The following is a 16,883-nucleotide window of genomic DNA, read 5'->3' as shown; positions in this document are numbered from 1 at the left end:
ATGGCACATTACCGGATCATCGACACCGCGGCCTGGCCCCGCCGGGACCATTTCACCTTTTACCGACAATTTGCCAACCCCAGCTTTAATCTCTGCGTTCCGATAGAGGCGCAGCGCCTGTACGAATGTGCGAAGGACCGTCGGGTCTCGTTTTTTCAGCTCGCGCTCTATGCCCTGCTGCGCGCGGCTAACGGGGTACCGCAGCTCCGACAGCGCATGCGCAATGGCGAGGTGATTGAATATGACAGTCTGGCGGTCATGACGCCGGTGATGACCGTCGAGGAGGGCTTCCGCCAGGTATGGTGCGACAACGCTCCCGAGTTCACCACCTTCAGCGCCGCGGCAACGCCAAAGATCGTCGCGGCAAGAGAGACATCGCCTGCGCCGCTCATCGTCGATGGCGAACATTTTATCTGCGCCAGCTGTCTGCCGTGGCTCCACTTCACCTCGATGACCCATGCGGAATACGCGGTGGGCGCCGCGGTTCCGGCGCTCACCTGGGGGAAGCTGCAGAACGGCATGATCCCGGTGGCCGGGCGATTTAACCATGCCTTCGTCGACGGTCTCCACGCCAGCCGCTTTTATGCCCTCATCGAAGAGGGGTTTCGCGACCCCGAGCGGCTCTGGCAGCCGTTAGCCGCAACCGCCCCCTCACTGCTTCCCCCTGCGGCGAAGGAGCGTTAACGTCTGCCCGGAACCGACCGTCACGGTGCCTTACGCCGTACACGGCGGTCGGTACGGGTCCACTCTCATCGTTCTCGCCCATCCGGCGAATACCGCGCAGGTGTGACGCCTGTTCAGAACCTCGCGATGGAAAGGCTGGGTCGCGGATAGCATGCTGGCCCACTCTCATCGGGCAGCGGAAACCACTGCTTCATAGCCAGAGAATGGGATTATATTGCCGAACCTTTGCTAAGGATAATTGGTTATAAATCATAGCGTTTCAGTGTTAGACAGGGCGAAGTGCGCCTCTTATCTTTCGTCATGAATTGTAAATCACCACGCAATCACTTGATGAGGTAGCACTTTTGTCCAGATTACAACAAGGATTAAAAACCAGAAAAACCCGCTTTGCCCTGGCGCTAAAAGTGGCCCTGCTCGGCGGCGTGGTAGCATTTTCTTCTGCCGTCTTTGCTGAGGGTCTCCTGAAAGAAGGCATCACCCCGGCCGCCGACGCCAGTCAGATCCCGGCCAGCGCTAAGCTGCGCAAAGACACGGTAGTGGCCGGGATCTCCGAGCCGCAGGGGATCTTCAACCCCTACTTTTTCGTCAACGGCTGGGATGAAAACGTCACTAACGTCATTTTTTCACGCCTGATCGACTGGGACAGCCAGGGCAAGCTGGTCCCGGGGCTGGCGGAGAGCTGGACGGTCAGCCCGGACAGTAAAGTTTATACCATCAAATTGCGCCCTGGCCTGACCTTCAGCGACGGTTCACCGCTGACGGCGGAAGATGTCGCCTTTACCCTGACGGTCCTGCTCGACCCCAAATATGATGGCGATACCGACATCACTCTGGCCAATATCGCCGGCGGCGCAGAATACAAAGCCGGCAAGGCTGACCGCGTCAGCGGTCTGAAGGTCATCGACCCGCTCACCCTGCAGGTGACCACCACCCAGCCAGGCGCCACCACGCTGGCCAAAATTGGCGGGCCGGTGTTGTCGAAAGCCTGGTACGGCAAAGGATATCAGCGGGGAAATCTCGACTATCTGCGCTCACTGCACGGCAAGCCGCTGGGCAACGGCCCTTACGTGTACGATACCTATATTCCCGGTCAGGAAATTCGCTTCCATGCCAATAGCCACTTTTACCGTGGGACGCCGCCAACGCCGCGTTTTATCTATCGCGTAACCAATCCGTCGACCAACTTCCAGCTGTTCCAGACCGGGGAGACCGACTACGACGCCTTTACCTCACGTCCTGACGATATCGAACAGCTGAAGATGCTCGGCTTCGCCAACATTAACCTTTACGGCTCCAGCGACTACAGCCAGGTGGAATTCAACGTTCATCGCCCGGCGCTGCAGGATAAGCGGGTGCGCCAGGCGCTGATTTACGGCCTGGACCGGCAAAAGCTGATCGACGTGGTCTATCAGGGGTACGGCAAAGTCGCCATCGAGCCGATCGCCCCTATCTCCTGGGCCTTTAACGCAGAAGGCGTCAATCCTTACCCTTACGATCCGGCGCAGGCGAAAAAGCTGCTGGATGAGGCCGGCTGGAAAGCTGGCGCCGACGGTATCCGCGTCAAAGAGGGCCAGCGTCTGGAGCTGACCCTGCTGGTGAGCAAGAAGGTGCTCAACGATGCGTTGATCCCCATCGCCAAAGAGAACTGGCGGCAGATCGGCGTGCTGCTTAAGCCGCAGGTGGTGGATTTCAACGCCCTGATGGCGCAGCGCAAAGCCGGAAATTACGATCTGGCTTCGTTCAGCACCAGCACCCTCAACGACCCGCACGATGGGGTATGGGATTTCTACAGCAGCGAAGCGAAAGCGTCCGGCTACCACAACGCGGAGGTCGATAAGCTGATTAACGCCGGCAACGCGGTGCTCGACATCGAACAGCGCAAGCCGATCTATCACCAGCTGTACAAAGTGCTGGCCGACGATCCGCCGGTGATCCTGCTCGGCTATCGCAACATTCTTTCCGCCAGCAGCGCCCGCGTCACCGGCTTTAAACCGGATATCTACAACGGCCTGACCGGCAGCCTGCCGGATGTGAAAATCGTCAAGTAAATCCCCTGGCCGCCGGGTTAACCGGCGGCTGATGCGAGATCGTCATGAAAAATTTCATCCTGAGGCGCCTGCTGCAAACGCTGCCGATGCTGCTGCTGGCCTCGTTCATTATTTTTATGCTGTTTGCCAAAACCCCCGGCGACTTTATCGATGGCAATATCACCCTGACCGCCGCCCGCGCCGCGGAGCTCAAGGCGATCTATGGCCTCGACCAGCCGCTGTTCACCCGCTATCTCCACTGGCTGGGACAGCTGCTGCGCGGCGATTTAGGCTTTTCGCTGCAGTATCAGATCCCGGTCAGCCAGCTGCTCAACCAGTACATCTGGAACTCTTTTCTGCTGGCCAGCGTCGCGCTGGTCTTTTACTGGGGCATTGGCCTGGCGGTCGGCGTGGTGTCAGCCCTGCGACCCGGCTCCTGGTTTGATCATCTGGTGAGCGTCGCGGTGTTTGCCGCCATGTCGTTCCCCACCTTTTTCCTCTGCCTGCTGTTGATTAAATGGTTTGCCGTCGATCTCCACTGGCTGCCGGTAGGCGGGATGACCAATACCGGCAGCGACGAGAGCGGCTGGCAGTATGTGCTGCAGGTGGCGGCCCACCTGGCGCTGCCGGTGCTGGCGCTGGTGATGCTGCAGGCGGGCAGCCTGACGCGCTATGTGCGCGCCAGTATGCTCGACGTGGTGAAAATGGATTTTATCCGTACCGCCCGCGCCAAGGGGTTGCAGGAGCGCACGGTGATCCTCAAACATGCGCTGCGCAACGCCCTGCTGCCGATCATCACCCTGCTGGGCTTCGAGCTGCCGGGGCTGTTCTCCGGGGCGATCATTACCGAAAAGGTATTCAACTGGCCGGGGGCGGGCCACATCCATATCGACTCGCTGGCCGCCCGCGACTATCCGGTGCTGATGGGGTTCACCCTGTTTCTGGCGGTGCTGACGATCGTCGGTAATTTGCTCGCCGACGTGCTGTACGCCTGGGCCGATCCGCGTATTCGGGTGAGGTCATGATGATCCTGTCTTACTTTGCTTCCCGTCGTCGCCAGCGGCAGGCGGCTATCCCGGCGCTGGCGCACATTACCCCCTCTCCCTGGCGCCAGGGGTGGCGACAGCTGCGTCGTAACCGGCTGGCCATGTTCTGCCTGATCCTGCTGGCGGTCATGGCGTTGTGGTGCGCGCTGGGGCCCGTCTGGTCGCCGTGGAAAGAGGATACCACCGACGCCCTGAGCATCAACCAACCGCCCGGTGCCGAACACTGGCTGGGGACCGATTTCCTCGGCCGTGATGTTTACACCCGCCTGCTGCTGGCCGGGCGCATCTCGCTGATTATCGGCCTGCTGACCATGGTGATGTCGGTATTCCTGGGCTATCTGCTCGGCGCCCTCTCGGGGTATGTCGGCGGGTTAACCGACAGAGTGATCATGCGCGTGGCCGACCTGGTGATGACCATCCCCGGATTGCCGCTGTTGATCGTCGCCGGGGCGATGCTTTCCGAGCTCGATTTTTCTCCGGACTCGCGCATCTATATGGTGGTGGTGATGCTCAGCCTGCTGGAGTGGCCCCGACTGGCGCGGCTGGTGCGCGGACAATGTCTCTCCCTGCGCGAACGCGATTTTATGCTGGCCACCCAGGTGCTAGGCCTGTCGGCGCGTCGCCGGCTGTTTGGCCACCTGCTGCCGAATACCATTCCGATTCTGGTGGTGATGGCGACCATGGCTGTCGCCAACGCCATCCTCAGCGAATCCGCGCTGAGCTATCTCGGCCTCGGCGTGGTGCCGCCGACGCCGTCGTGGGGCAATATGATGGACGCCGCCAATAGCCTGATCGATTTCCAGCGCCGTCCCTGGCTGTGGATGCCGCCAGGGATCGCCATCTTTATCACCGTGATCGCCATTAACGTGCTGGGCGATGGCCTGCGCGACGCCATGGATCCCAATATGAAACCGAGGCTGAAATGAGCATACCGTTAGTCTCCTTTAATCATCTCTCCGTCTCTTTCGCTGGCGAACGCCATCGCGTGCGCGCGGTGCAGGACGTCTCTTTCACGATTCAGGCCGGGCAAACCGTTGGCGTGGTGGGCGAGTCCGGCTGCGGCAAAAGCGTCACCGCGATGGCGCTGATGGGCCTCCTGCCGCCGCAGACCGCGCGCATCGACGGCGGCGAGATCCGTTTCGCGGACCGCGATCTGCTGCGGCTAAAACCCAGACAGATGGCCGACCTGCGCGGCCACCAGCTGGCAATGATCTTTCAGGAACCGATGTCGGCCCTGAACCCGGTGTTGACCATCGGAGAGCAGCTGTGCGAACCACCGATCCGCCACCTCGGCGCCACGCCGAAAGCCGCCTGGCAGCAGGCTACCCGGCTGCTCAACGAGGTCGGCCTGGCGCGCGGCGACAGCCTGATGGTCAGCTATCCCCACCAGCTTTCCGGCGGCATGCTGCAGCGGGTGATGATCGCCATGGCGCTGAGCTGTCAGCCCAAACTGCTGATCGCCGACGAACCCACCACCGCGCTTGACGTGACCGTGCAGGCGCAGATCCTGCGCCTGCTGCGGGACCGGGCGCGGGCCAGCCAGATGGCGATGATGCTGATTACCCACGACCTGGGGGTGATCGCGCAGATGGCCGAACAGGTAGTGGTGATGTATGCCGGACGGATTGTGGAACAAGGCGCCACCGCGGAGGTATTACGCCATCCGCAGCACCCTTATACGCGTGGGCTCATCGCCTCCCGCCCGGTGCCGGGCGAGCGGCGTCGGCGGCTGTACTCGATTCCCGGGCAGGTGCCGGATCTGGCCGCCCTGCCGACGGGCTGCGCCTTTGCCGGGCGCTGCGAGCGGGCGACGGCGCGCTGCCGGGAGGCGATTCCACCGCTGCTCGGCGAGCGCCAGCGGGCCGCCTGCTTTTACAGTGAATTTGCGGAGGCGACAGCATGAGCGAACGCTATGTTATTGAAGTGGATGGATTGAAAAAATATTTTCCGCTGCGCGACGGCCTGTTTGGCCAACAGACCGGCGAGCTTCGCGCGGTGGACGGCGTCAGCTTTAACATCCGTCCGGGCACCATTTTTGGCCTGGTGGGCGAGTCCGGCAGCGGGAAAACCACCGTCGGCCGAACCCTGCTTGGCCTGTACGAGAAGAGCGCCGGCAGCGTGAAATTTCACGGTCAGGAGCTGGCCGACCTGACCGCGCCTGCCCTGCGCGCTATTCGGCCGAGGATGCAGCTGGTATTTCAGGATCCCTACAGCTCGCTGAACCCGCGGCTGCGCATTGGCGAGGCGATAGGCGAAGCTATGCTGCAGCACAAGCTTTGCGCCCGCGATGAGCTGTATGACCGGGTGATCGACGTGATGAAGATCTGCGGCCTGGCGCCGGAACACTACGCCCGCTTCCCGCATCAGTTTTCCGGCGGCCAGCGCCAGCGGATCGGTATTGCCCGGGCGTTGATCCTCAACCCGGATTTTATCGTCGCCGATGAGCCCATCTCGGCCCTCGATGTGTCCATTCAGGCGCAGATCATCAATTTGTTTTCCGACCTGCGCGACGACCGCGGCGTCACGTTTCTGTTTATCTCCCACGACCTCGGGGTGGTGGAGCATCTATGTGACGATGTGGCGGTGATGTATCTCGGGCAACTGGTGGAAAGCGCCAGCCGCGATGCGCTGTTCAGCCGCCCCCTCCACCCCTACACCCGCGCGCTTCTGGCCGCGGTGCCGACCCTCGACCCGCACAGCGAACCGCAGGAGCTGGTGCAAGGCGAGATCCCGGATCCGGTCAATCCTCCCGCCGGCTGCCGTTTTTCATCCCGTTGCCCGCAGGTCGGCGAGCGGTGCCGCAGAGAAGCGCCGGCGCTGCGCGAGGTGGCCCCTGGCCATCGGGTCGCCTGCCATTGGATCGCGTCCTGAGCGCGGTCGGCGTGGTTATTTATTTCTAAACAAGCGGCCGATTGTGCGCAGCGGCGCCAGGATTTACTATCCGCTCCGTCTTGTGAGACGCGTTATGAATGAAGCGTAATATTTTTATTCATTTTTGCCCGATGGCTTCGGGCATTTTTTGCGACACGCCCGGGAGCGATCCTGCCGGCGACACATTTAGCGGGGCGCGGTCGCCCGTCTGTCAAAACGCAGCAATGGAACTGCTCGTCCGCGCCCCGCTATCCTTTTGTGACCTTCCCGTGAAAACCCGGCAAAAAATAAGACTATATGAGATTGCCTGGGGCATAGCTTTATCTTATTTTTTATGCGTGTACTCCACATTAAGGAATCAAGATCATGCTTAAGCGTCGCACTATTAAAACAGCACTTGCGGCGGTTATTTCTCTCGCCGTCATGGCGGCTCCGGCCTATGCCAACCCGGGTAACGGCAATGGCAATGGCGGCGGTGGTAATCACGGGAACAGTGGTAACCATGGCAATAGCGGCAATCATGGTAACAGCGGTAACAGCGGCGACCATGGCAATAAAGGACAAAATAAAGGTCAGTCCAATGACGATCATGGCAACCGCAAAAACTACGGCAAGCCCGACCACGTCGACAGCGATATTAGCTTCTCGCGGGCGCGCTCCCTTGCCGTGAACTACGGTCTGGTCGGCTATCAGGCGCTGCCTCCGGGTATCGCCAAAAATGTCGCCCGCGGCAAACCGTTACCTCCGGGTATCGCGAAAAAGACCCTGCCCGCTTCTATGATTAACGACCTGCCCTATTATCCGGGCTATGAATGGCGCGCGGTCGGCGATGACCTGGTGCTGGTCGCCCTGAGCACCGCCATCGTTACCGCCGTGATTAACGGTGTGTTTGACTAAATCACCTGCTGATTAAAAAGCCTCGCCCCGGCGAGGCTTTTTTGTTCCTGGCGCGGGAGAGTGACAACTCGCAGGCATCATCGCTAAGATAATGGCTCAACCAACCCGGGACCGACAATGGACAAAGACACCGTAATGACGCTGTTGAAATACAAGCGCTGGATTGACCTTGCCACCTTGCAGGCGATCCGCGCGATAGACGGTACAGTACATGGCGAAAAGCGTCACCTGACCCTCAGGCTAATGAACCATATCCATGTCGTTGACATGATTTTCCGGGCGAATCTGCGCGGCAAGACGCACGGTTACACCGCGCTGAATACCCCCGGGACGCCAACCGTTGATGAGCTGGAAACGGGCATGACCGCCTGTACGGACGAATACATTCAGTACGTCAGCGCCATGACGCCCGCCGATTTCCACGAACGTATCGCCTTCAAATTTGTCGACGGCGGCGACGGCAATATGACCGCGATGGAGATGCTCAACCACATGCTCTTTCACGGCGCCTATCACCGCGGCGCGGTAGGCTGGATGATTGGCGAATGCGGCGGCGTGCCGCCGAAAGAGGTGCTGACCGTTTTCCTGCGCGACCATCATTCCTGAGCAAGCTGTCAGCCGTGGATCGCGCGGATGATCAGCAATAGTTCTGCCTGATTACGGGTGTGGGTTTTCCGGTACAGGGCGCTGAGGTGGGTTCTGATGGTGGCGATAGATACGCCCAGATGTAAGGCGCACTCATCCGGCGTCATGCCCCGCACCAGCAGCTCCGCCACTGCATTCTCGGCAGGCTTGACGTTAAACAGCTCCATCACGGCGCTGCCGGTGAGAAACGGCTCGGGAATAATCACGCAGGCCACCCCGGCAAGGCGGGCCGCCGGGATCACCAGGATCGGTTTCGGCTGGCGCCCGGCGGTATAGCACAGCCCTGCCCTTGGCGGCTCTGCCGTTCGGGTGGCCTGCTCGATAGCCCGTTTCAGTTTTTTGCTGTCGGTATCAAGGCACAGCGTATCGCCCCCGCTGTACCAGGAGAGGCGGGCGTTGGCGCGCAGGTAGCGTTCGGCATGCGCGCTGGCGTAGAGAATGTTACCGTCATGATCCACCAGCCATACCGGGTAGATCCCGTTGTCCATCACCGCGCTCTGGTATTTTATGGTGTCCCGCAGCTGTTCAAACCGAGCGTGTAGCTGGCAGGCGGTTTTCAGCGCCGGGATCACGCGCCTGAACAGCTCAAACTGCGCCGGCTGCGGATAAGCTGCCGTATTGGCCGTCATCAGTGACAGATAGGTGGCATAGCCATTGAGGGTGCACAGCTTGACGCTGGTAAGATTATTCAGATCGTTGGGGTGATGAAACTCATTGTAATAGACGCTGCCGGCAATAAACTTATCGCCTAAATACTCGCGGTCCCGGTACATCTGCCCGACCGGTAACGCGGTCAGTATTTTTTCGGCGGGATCGATGGCCAGAAACACGTCGCGATAGGCGGTGAAAACCTTCTCCTCCAGCAGGAATGAATCAGTCAACAGGTGCGCGTTGCCTTTATCGTAGAACAGAAATGCCGCGTACTGATGGCCGGTGAGGAACGCCAGTTTCTGCAGCGCCGATTTCCACAAATCAGGATCCAGGGTGGCCATCAGCACCGTTTCAAGGATCTCGATGTAAATCAGTTCCGGATCGCTCGCCATACCGCCACCTGTGAGTCACTGTTTCCGCTGCCGGAGCGGCGCATGTGGCCGCCCTAATCAGCATAGTTCCGCCAGCGAAACAATGACAGTCCCGGTTCGCTGAGCAGACCGGAAAAGACGATTGCCGGGAGCGTGACGCCAATGCACCGTCATGGGGGTTCAGGATCCGCTGTGGCGGGTCTGGATAGCGCCCCCCTTGCGGCATAGCGTCCGCCAGACCATCAGGGCGCACAGCAGGGTGACGACCGCCAGCCCGCTAAACAGTACCGTATAAGCAGTGTCATAGCTCTCGCGCAGCGCCCGAAGGGAAAAGTCAGGCAAAAGCGCAGCCGCCTGCGGCACATTACCAGCCCCCAGCCAGCCTGCGGCGCGGTGAATCACCTCGGGCGCATACCCATGAACGCGACTCTGCAGAGTCAGGTTATTGCTTGCCGTTAATACCGCGGTGACGACCGCCAGGGCGATCCCCTCGCCGGCAACGCGAACGGTGTTGAACAGGCCTGCCGCCATACCGGCTTTGGCGACCGGCACTGCGGATATCGCCAGGCCATCCATCAATCCCCAGGGAAGCGCCGCCCCCGCCCCGCACAGGATCAGCGCCAGCACCAGCTGCGGGAGGTGGTGGCTGTGAAAAGCATCGCCCAGCAACAGCAACCCGACGGAGGCAATCATCAGCCCCCCCGTGGCCACCTGCCCCGGTGAAAACCAGCGGGTGAGCAGGGCCGCAACGGATGGGAAAATCAGCATCGGCGCGGTCAGCGCCATCAGATACAGCGCGCTCTGCGACTCACTCATCCCCTCTCCGCCCATAAAATGCAGTGGAACAATAATCAGCAGGACAACGTAGCAACAGCAGGTGGCGACAGGCAGCAACAGTACGCCGACAAAACGCGGATGGCGCAGCAGGGCGAGTTCCAGCACCGGGTTGTTCACTCTTCGGCAGCGCACGGCAAACGCAACGAACAGCCCCCCCGATACGATGAACAAGGCCAGCGTGGTCAGCGATAAAAAACCGCGGGCCGGAATGACCATCAGCGAGGCAGTGAACAGCATCAGGGCCAGCGTAAACAGGGTTAAGCCGAGATTGTCGGGTGTCCGCGGCTCGCTTTTTTCTGCCGCGGGCAGATACGCCAGACCGATAAGCAGAACCATCGCCGAGAGCAGCGCAAACAGGGCGTATACGCCGCGCCAGCCCACCGCGTCGGTCATGAAGCCGATCAGCAGCGGACCGAACGCCAGGCCGGCGCCGAACACCGTGCCCAGGATGCTGAATGCCCGCGTCCGCTGAGCGCCGTCATACAACTGGGCCAGCGCCGCACTGCCGCTGGCTAAAATCATCGCCGCGGCCAGACCTTGCAGAGCCCTCAGCGCGCCTGACAGGAAGAGATCGTCCGTCAGGCAAAACAGCAGACTGCTCAGGCAAAACAGCGCGGCGCCGGCGAGAAAGATGCGTTTTCTGTCAATGGCATCCGCCGTCACGCCAGCGGCCAGCAAAAAGCTGCCGAAGGTCAGCATAAAGCCATTGGTCAGCCACGACAGCGCAGCGGGAGAGCCGCCCAGCGACTGCTGTATCGCCGGAGTGGTCATGACGCCGCCGGTAAAACTTAACGGCAGCAGCATGGCCGCCATAAAGACAGAAAGCGCGGCCAGGGCGCTGGCGGATCGGGAATGTGTTCTGGCGGTGAATAACATCAGGCGGCCCTCATCAGTCGGCAAGGAAGGAATGAATAAACTGTCGCCATCCTATTGCGGATGTTAATGCCGATAAATAGACTGAAAATATCTTCTTAAGAGACATAAGGTTTATAATCGATGGACAGTCTCACCTCGCTAACGTCCTTTGTCCGCACCGCCGAAACGCTAAGCTTTGTTCAGGCCGCCAGGCTGCTGGGCATTTCAGCCTCGGCGGTGGGTAAGAATGTCGCCCGGCTTGAGCATAAGCTGGGGGTCCGGCTGTTTAACCGCAGCACCAGAAACGTCAGCCTGACGGCGGAGGGGGCCGCGTTTCTAACCCGCTGCCAGAGTATCCTGGAGCAGATCCAGGAGGCCGAGTCTGAGCTGACGAGCAGTCTCTCACAGCCCTCCGGCAAATTGAGAATTTCACTGCCTGTCATCGGCTACCGCCTGATGCTCCCTGCCCTCACCGCCTTTAGCCGTCTTTATCCGCAGGTTGAACTGGATCTCGATTTTAGTGACCGGCTGGTCAATCTGATCGATGAGGGATTTGATATCGCTATCCGCAGCGGTGAACTAGCGGACTCCCGCTTGATCGCCAGAAAGCTGGGGGGTTTTCGTTTTGTGCTCTGCGCCAGCCCGGCATATCTGGCGGAATACGGCGTTCCCGGCTCGCCAGCGGAATTGGCGGCGCACAAGTGCATTTTTTTTCGCTTCCCTTCGACGGGGCTGATCCAGCCCTGGGAACTGCGCGATATGAGGCTGACGGGGGATTTCAGGGCCGCTTCCGTGATGAGGGTCAATAACATTGAGGCTGCCATTCGATTAAGCGCGGCGGGGATGGGTATCGCCTATGTCCCTGATTTTGTTGTGCTTGAGGCCATCAATGAGGGACACCTGCAGGAGGTGTTGCCCGGCTGTTGCGTCAAAGATGGGCATTTCTTTGTCCTGTGGCCTGCCAGCCGCTATCTGTCGCCGCGAATACGCTGTTTTATCGATTTTATGGCTGCGGCAGAGATACCCTTGTCGCCCGCATCGACAAACCCCGTCCCTTATGTCTAACAATTTGTGGTGATTAGCTACCCCCACTGAAGCAGAGTGAGCCGCCCCCTTCCCTTAAGGTCAGTAAAGTCAGCACCGCTGAACCTTGATTCGCAGCACATGGCCCTCTGCTTCACCTTTCACGCCAGCACATCAGCTTGAACGGTTACCGGGAGCTCGACTCCGTATATCCAAGGCGAACAGGTGTGGAGTAAATCCGAGTTCTTCGTTTCATGACAACGTCCCCCCTTGATTAAGGAAAGCGCTGCATCGACCGATTGAACTCACAGAACGAATCGGACGTACTGGGTAAATTTAAAGTCTGCTGCGAGCGAGGAGCGGAAGTTGGAATGCATACTTAAATCGAGCAATTTTGAGTTATGGGGGGGCGGGTCAACCTACTGAATTGTTTTTGCCTATGATAACGGTCACAATCAACCTCTAAGTGTGCTGATTTGAAAGTGATTTCCATGAAGATGACCAAGGCAGATTTTGGTGTAACTATTGACGATACTTTAATAACTGATTTTCGCGATGTGGTTAATGAAGGGGAGTTTGCTTACAGCTACTTCATAAACAGAAATGGTAAAAACCAGTTCAGCCCTATCTGTTCGTGCATGGATTGGATAAGCGTTTCTGTTCGCAATCTGATGAACTTCCCTGAGCTGTCGGAAGATATTGATGTCAAGGCCATGCAGGTTTACTCCCTTATATCATCTATTGATATTGCTGTGGAGGCGTTGCAGCAGCTTCACCGCATCATTGAGAGTGATCATAAGTTAGCGAGGTGGCCTTTCAAGAAATCAGCGAATGTCTTTAAGAATAAAACGCCCTATCTTTCACATGAGGATGATGACGCATACTTTAAGAGTATTCGTGCTATCTTTGGTGCTCACCCTACAAATCTTAAAAATAGTGATGGTGAACGACTGTTTGCAAGCTGGCCTCATTTTCATGCTTTCAATGAAAATGATTTCACTATAAGCCTTTACAACAACACGCCAGGGAAAGATGATGTTATTTTCGGCATTAAGTTCGATGAACTAATTACATATATTGAAGATAGGTATAAATATCTAACAAGCCTAAAGGGTTCTGTAATAGCAATACGTATAAAACATTACAGCACCCTATCCAAACAGATTATACCGTCTACTGATAACATTCATGCTGAGTTAAAGTTGCTTCTTTCAGAAGTTGCGGTGCGAGGTGATAATGATTATTACCGAATGGAAGTGGAAGAGTTAATAAAGCTGTTCGAGGGGAATGTTAAAGAGGCACATCTCAAGGATGAAGTTGACGTATTTTTAAGTAAACTACATCCAATTGCAGTAGAGATTAGATATAATCTTCAGGAAATGAAAATTGAGGATTTAGCAACTAAGCATGGCGTGATGATTTCAACGCTTCCGAAAAATGCCCTGCATTACGTTCTTCAGAAAATGTTTGCTTGGCTCCACTCTGATAGATATGACCCAATGGGTGGCTTTTACTTGGACAAGTTAAATGAATATTCAGGCGGGCGATACAATTTTTGTTCTGAGGATGATGACAGTACAACACTATTGAAGCTCCGGATGATGTTGCATTGGTATCATCAACAAAAAGAGGCTTAGCCACGAAAACAAGCAATACAGTTGGAAGTTCGTGTGACCTATGTGCTAGGTATTCTGAGACGACAGTGTGACCTGCTCCCTGTTGATTAACATAGGCTGACACTAGCAACGTCCTCTACTGGCACAGAGCGGACCGCTCCAAGAGTATGATGTCCGCTGTGAGCGAGAAGTGGACATCAGCCTAATTAGCACAACTGGACCGTTCTTTGCATCTCTAAATGTGTATGGTTTGGTTAAGCGGTATAATTAGAGTAGATACTCATCATCCCATATGGTGCCCATCTTCTTCAATGCTGCTTATACTAGTATAGGGCCTCGCTAAATGCCCTGACTTACTGATATGATACATTCTCCATATAGGAGGTATTTATGACTTGGCTCGGCATTCCATTCCCATCAAGCAATTCAAATTTTTTAGATTCAGGTATTTTAACACTAGGTAAATTACCAACTATAGTTGTGGATTCTGGGTTTGGTTGGGATAGCGTTTTTGCAAGTACTCTAGGTGCTATTATTGGCGCAGCTATTCCCGCAGCAATCTCATATTACGCAATTTCGAATAGTGCAAAAACCATGAAAACTGATCGCGATGAGCATGCTAAATATGCCCGAGAGCAACTCAGAGCACAACTTGTCTCATCAAGCAGACAAAATTGGATCAATGAACTAAGAGATAATGCAGCTAGATATATATCAGTGGCTAACAAATTAAATAATTTACAAATACTTATAACAAATGAATTTAGAAAGCACGATCAAAAAGATGATTATTATTATCGTCAGATTCGAATGGATGCCACAAATATTAAAGGTGATCTAACTTTCCTTAAAGCAAAAATTGAAATGTTACTCAACCCTCTTGAAAATGAGTCTATTGAAGTGATCACCGCATTAAATGATTACACTGAAATTTCCAATGACTTTAAACCTGGTGATGATCATGATTTTGATAAGATAATGGAGATTATTAAAAACATAAAAGACAACATTAAATTAATTAGCAAGGCTGAGTGGGTAAAAACAAAAGAATTCAAGTAAGAAGTATGGATATAAAACGATCTTTACTAGATGTTTTATATCTTTTACCTGACTCAATGTTGGCGATCGTTGCGTTAAAAACGTCCGTTTCTGGCACAGGGCTGCTGTTGCAGCCCTGACAACCTTAGACTTCGATCGATTCAGAGATCTCTAATGCATCATCGACTTCAATGCCCAGATAACGGACTGTGCTTTCCAGTTTCTTATGGCCCAACAGAAGTTGGATCACCCGGAGATTCTTGGTTTTCTTGTAGATTAGGTAAGGTTTTGTTCTTCTCATGGAATGTGTGCTATATAGCGAATCATCGAGACCAAGCTTTTCTACCCACCCATGAAAAATTCGGTTGTATTGCCGGGTTGATATGGGCTGGTTAGTTCCGACTCGAGACCGAAACAAGAAGTCTTTACTATGCAAATTGCCATGCTTTATCAATGCAGCAACAGCTTCTCTTGCCCCTTTGGTTATCTCAAATTGCACAGGGCTACCGGTTTTCTGTTGCAACACCGTAGCTCTGCTTGAAACAGAGCTACCATATGCAACATCAGATACTTTGAGTTTGACCAGATCGCAGCCTCGTAGCTTACTGTCCAGGGCCATATTGAAAAGAGCCAAATCGCGCGTTTTACCTTCTAGTTCAAGCCGGATTCGGATCCCCCAGATATGAGATATCTGAAGTGGTCTTTTTTGGCCGATGATACGGTCTTTGTTCCACGGTGACGTGTTCATACTCAAATCTCCTGCAATGTGGGAGATTTGAGTATGGTTGTCCCTTATGAGCGAGGAGCGGAAATTAACATACCTTCGAAAGTGGCCAAATTTAGCTATCCACTACACAGAATAAGAAAAGGTATCTTCTAGCATAAATGCCCGTAACCGATAAGGTACCGGGCTATTACGAAACCTTATTTCTAAGCCATAGTGCCAGCCCGGTGTCCAGTATGAGTTCTGCAAGCCTCGTGGGCCCAATCATAGTGACGCCTTCAGCACGGAGATCCTCACTCAATGTCCCTTGGTGCCAGACAAAGAACATCCGATCATAGCTGTCACTGGTCTGGAACCGTGACAGATAGTCAGAGAATACAGACTGCTCAGCAACAGACTTCACTTGCACATATGCCCGTTCTCCGGTGGTGGGCAGTTCAAGCTCAATATCGACAGTCTTCTGTGTCCTGCCAAGGCTCCCGGTTCTTCTCCATCCGCTGGCGGAGAAAATCAGATCTACGAGCAACTCAAAGTCCTACCAGGTAAGCAAACTACACAGCCTGGTAATAGCCTTCAGGTACTGAGCTTTAGCAATATCAGCGCTGATGATTTCCGGCGATTGCTCATCATTGATTTTTCGCAGGGCGTAATCGGCCAAACGCACATCGCAGATGGTCCCCCGGTAATTCTGTGTAGCGAGTAAAGCACCGCTCAGGACGCTGTGGGATAGAAGGTTCCCGGCCAGACTATGGCTGTGCCATCCGCTCACCGTGGGGCGGGTCCTACTGCCATCATCCAGTTCGGTGATCTCTCCGGAAGGCTGGCACCAATGCAATAACCCCTGGCTGAACGTAATGAAGAATATATCGGGGGTGGCGGTGTAAAACGTCCTTATCTGTCTGACATCACTGGTGGCAGTGGACTGGTTATTTTTCCTTTCTTCTAACCAGACTTTATTCACATCCTCCCACTTTCCCTCAAGGCACATCTGATGGGGCGTTTTGTGGTACCCAAACTTAATAATGCCAGATGTCAGGCACTCATGTTCCCATTCGTCTCCCTCTCCCAGCTTGATATATTTAACCGCAGTCGCCTGGATCTTTTCCAAAATGCAATCACTCCACTAAACAAATTTCCTAACTGAATGTTCTTACTTTACCTCTGGACAGGGTGTAAAGGCGCGCATTTCCTTTACCGGGATAAATCAGCGTGGCGCCAGATAGTGGTGACAATACGCGTCATAAAGAGCTAATAGGACGTACAGTAAACGGAATTCCCGTACCGGGTGCAGTTGGTCTGCACAGGTCCTTTCAAGACATCATTGAGAGACTGGGTCTGGCGTTCCTGTTGCTCCTGCTGGCGCTGTTGGTCGACGCTGGCCAGCGCCTGATTCTGCCTGTAAATATCAGCACTCAGTTGATTACAATCTCCTTTTGTCATCGGTTTATTCGTAAACGTTTTGACAGCCTGTTGGTAACGTTGCTGATATTTCGCGCTATCTTAGTTCCACACGTCCAAGTATTTTCCGATAAAACTTTTCCTGTCCCAGCTATCTGGTAATCCATAAGGTCGTTATTTAAAAAAAACGTCAATGCCGC

Annotated in this window: 15 protein-coding genes and 2 pseudogenes; 12 read left to right on the top strand and 5 right to left on the bottom strand. The window is 55.3% G+C overall.

Annotation, left to right across the window (positions count from 1 at the left end; genetic code table 11):
• The 8 genes from LGM20_RS11000 (at position 1) to LGM20_RS10965 (ending at position 8,131) form a co-directional block, all read left to right on the top strand.
• Entirely contained in the window at positions 1–684 is a 684-nt protein-coding gene (locus LGM20_RS11000) for a CatA-like O-acetyltransferase, family 1 (RefSeq protein WP_044523595.1), read from the top strand.
• 344 nt (positions 685–1,028) lie between these two features.
• Entirely contained in the window at positions 1,029–2,732 is a 1,704-nt protein-coding gene (locus tag LGM20_RS10995; protein WP_044523596.1) for an ABC transporter substrate-binding protein, read from the top strand.
• Positions 2,733–2,776: 44 nt separating this feature from the next.
• Positions 2,777–3,736, top strand: coding sequence for an ABC transporter permease (locus LGM20_RS10990; protein ID WP_008804589.1), 960 nt, complete (start codon positions 2,777–2,779; stop codon positions 3,734–3,736).
• A complete protein-coding gene (gene opp4C, locus LGM20_RS10985; RefSeq protein ID WP_115660732.1) occupies positions 3,733–4,683 on the top strand; it encodes an oligopeptide ABC transporter permease in 951 nt (316 codons plus the stop codon). The genes LGM20_RS10990 and opp4C overlap by 4 nt, the downstream gene beginning before the upstream one ends.
• Complete coding sequence (locus LGM20_RS10980; RefSeq protein WP_044523599.1) at positions 4,680–5,660, top strand: ABC transporter ATP-binding protein; 981 nt, start codon at positions 4,680–4,682, stop codon at positions 5,658–5,660. The genes opp4C and LGM20_RS10980 overlap by 4 nt, the downstream gene beginning before the upstream one ends.
• Positions 5,657–6,628 (top strand): ABC transporter ATP-binding protein, encoded by a 972-nt coding sequence (locus tag LGM20_RS10975; RefSeq protein ID WP_044523600.1) that lies wholly within the window; start codon positions 5,657–5,659, stop codon positions 6,626–6,628. The genes LGM20_RS10980 and LGM20_RS10975 overlap by 4 nt, the downstream gene beginning before the upstream one ends.
• A gap of 366 nt (positions 6,629–6,994) precedes the next feature.
• Entirely contained in the window at positions 6,995–7,525 is a 531-nt protein-coding gene (locus LGM20_RS10970; protein WP_044523602.1) for an anti-virulence regulator CigR family protein, read from the top strand.
• 117 nt (positions 7,526–7,642) lie between these two features.
• Positions 7,643–8,131 carry a DinB family protein gene (locus LGM20_RS10965; protein WP_044523603.1) on the top strand — a complete coding sequence of 163 codons (489 nt, stop codon included), beginning with the start codon at positions 7,643–7,645 and terminating at the stop codon, positions 8,129–8,131.
• An 8-nt stretch (positions 8,132–8,139) separates the two neighbouring features.
• Here the strand turns inward: LGM20_RS10965 and LGM20_RS10960 are convergent, their stop codons facing one another.
• The 3 genes and pseudogenes from LGM20_RS10960 to LGM20_RS10950 form a co-directional block, all read right to left on the bottom strand.
• Positions 8,140–8,277, bottom strand: coding sequence for a helix-turn-helix domain-containing protein (locus tag LGM20_RS10960; protein WP_229583961.1), 138 nt, complete (start codon positions 8,275–8,277; stop codon positions 8,140–8,142).
• Positions 8,278–9,099: 822 nt separating this feature from the next.
• Positions 9,100–9,213, bottom strand: a pseudogene (locus LGM20_RS10955) (helix-turn-helix transcriptional regulator); the annotation flags it as partial.
• Between the two features lie 159 nt (positions 9,214–9,372).
• Positions 9,373–10,905, bottom strand: coding sequence for an MFS transporter (locus LGM20_RS10950; RefSeq protein ID WP_044523606.1), 1,533 nt, complete (start codon positions 10,903–10,905; stop codon positions 9,373–9,375).
• A 120-nt stretch (positions 10,906–11,025) separates the two neighbouring features.
• On the opposite strand from LGM20_RS10950, the pseudogene LGM20_RS10945 reads away from it, so the two are divergent.
• From LGM20_RS10945 to LGM20_RS10935, 3 genes and pseudogenes are all read left to right on the top strand, one after another.
• Positions 11,026–11,962: pseudogene (locus LGM20_RS10945) on the top strand (LysR family transcriptional regulator).
• 436 nt (positions 11,963–12,398) lie between these two features.
• Positions 12,399–13,544 carry a hypothetical protein gene (locus LGM20_RS10940; protein WP_017694593.1) on the top strand — a complete coding sequence of 382 codons (1,146 nt, stop codon included), beginning with the start codon at positions 12,399–12,401 and terminating at the stop codon, positions 13,542–13,544.
• A gap of 369 nt (positions 13,545–13,913) precedes the next feature.
• Positions 13,914–14,582, top strand: a complete 669-nt coding sequence (locus LGM20_RS10935) for a hypothetical protein (protein WP_224222692.1) — start codon at positions 13,914–13,916, stop codon at positions 14,580–14,582.
• Positions 14,583–14,706: 124 nt separating this feature from the next.
• On the opposite strand, the gene LGM20_RS10930 is transcribed toward LGM20_RS10935, so the two are convergent.
• Positions 14,707–15,309, bottom strand: coding sequence for a site-specific integrase (locus LGM20_RS10930; protein ID WP_044523623.1), 603 nt, complete (start codon positions 15,307–15,309; stop codon positions 14,707–14,709).
• A gap of 511 nt (positions 15,310–15,820) precedes the next feature.
• Positions 15,821–16,393 (bottom strand): hypothetical protein, encoded by a 573-nt coding sequence (locus LGM20_RS10925; protein WP_224222693.1) that lies wholly within the window; start codon positions 16,391–16,393, stop codon positions 15,821–15,823.
• A 101-nt stretch (positions 16,394–16,494) separates the two neighbouring features.
• Here LGM20_RS10925 and LGM20_RS10920 point away from each other — a divergent pair, with 101 nt between their 5' ends.
• Entirely contained in the window at positions 16,495–16,845 is a 351-nt protein-coding gene (locus LGM20_RS10920) for a hypothetical protein (protein WP_044523625.1), read from the top strand.
• The last annotated feature ends 38 nt before the right edge of the window (positions 16,846–16,883 follow it).

The organism is Klebsiella quasipneumoniae subsp. quasipneumoniae, from assembly GCF_020525925.1.
Taxonomy (GTDB): Bacteria; Pseudomonadota; Gammaproteobacteria; order Enterobacterales; family Enterobacteriaceae; genus Klebsiella; species Klebsiella quasipneumoniae.
The sequence above is the reverse complement of the archived record's forward strand: the minus strand, read 5'-3'. Positions and strand labels throughout refer to the sequence as shown.

Excerpts from the sequence above, each read along its gene's own strand:
- LGM20_RS10975 (WP_044523600.1), top strand. The coding sequence starts at position 5,657 with ATGAGCGAACGCTATGTTATTGAAGTGGATGGATTGAAAAAATATTTT.
- LGM20_RS10940 (WP_017694593.1), top strand. The coding sequence starts at position 12,399 with ATGAAGATGACCAAGGCAGATTTTGGTGTAACTATTGACGATACTTTA.
- LGM20_RS10935 (WP_224222692.1), top strand. The coding sequence starts at position 13,914 with ATGACTTGGCTCGGCATTCCATTCCCATCAAGCAATTCAAATTTTTTA.
- LGM20_RS10990 (WP_008804589.1), top strand. The coding sequence starts at position 2,777 with ATGAAAAATTTCATCCTGAGGCGCCTGCTGCAAACGCTGCCGATGCTG.
- LGM20_RS10960 (WP_229583961.1), bottom strand. The coding sequence starts at position 8,277 with ATGACGCCGGATGAGTGCGCCTTACATCTGGGCGTATCTATCGCCACC.
- LGM20_RS10930 (WP_044523623.1), bottom strand. The coding sequence starts at position 15,309 with ATGAACACGTCACCGTGGAACAAAGACCGTATCATCGGCCAAAAAAGA.
- LGM20_RS10950 (WP_044523606.1), bottom strand. The coding sequence starts at position 10,905 with ATGTTATTCACCGCCAGAACACATTCCCGATCCGCCAGCGCCCTGGCC.
- LGM20_RS10965 (WP_044523603.1), top strand. The coding sequence starts at position 7,643 with ATGGACAAAGACACCGTAATGACGCTGTTGAAATACAAGCGCTGGATT.
- LGM20_RS10980 (WP_044523599.1), top strand. The coding sequence starts at position 4,680 with ATGAGCATACCGTTAGTCTCCTTTAATCATCTCTCCGTCTCTTTCGCT.
- LGM20_RS11000 (WP_044523595.1), top strand. The coding sequence starts at position 1 with ATGGCACATTACCGGATCATCGACACCGCGGCCTGGCCCCGCCGGGAC.
- opp4C (WP_115660732.1), top strand. The coding sequence starts at position 3,733 with ATGATGATCCTGTCTTACTTTGCTTCCCGTCGTCGCCAGCGGCAGGCG.
- LGM20_RS10970 (WP_044523602.1), top strand. The coding sequence starts at position 6,995 with ATGCTTAAGCGTCGCACTATTAAAACAGCACTTGCGGCGGTTATTTCT.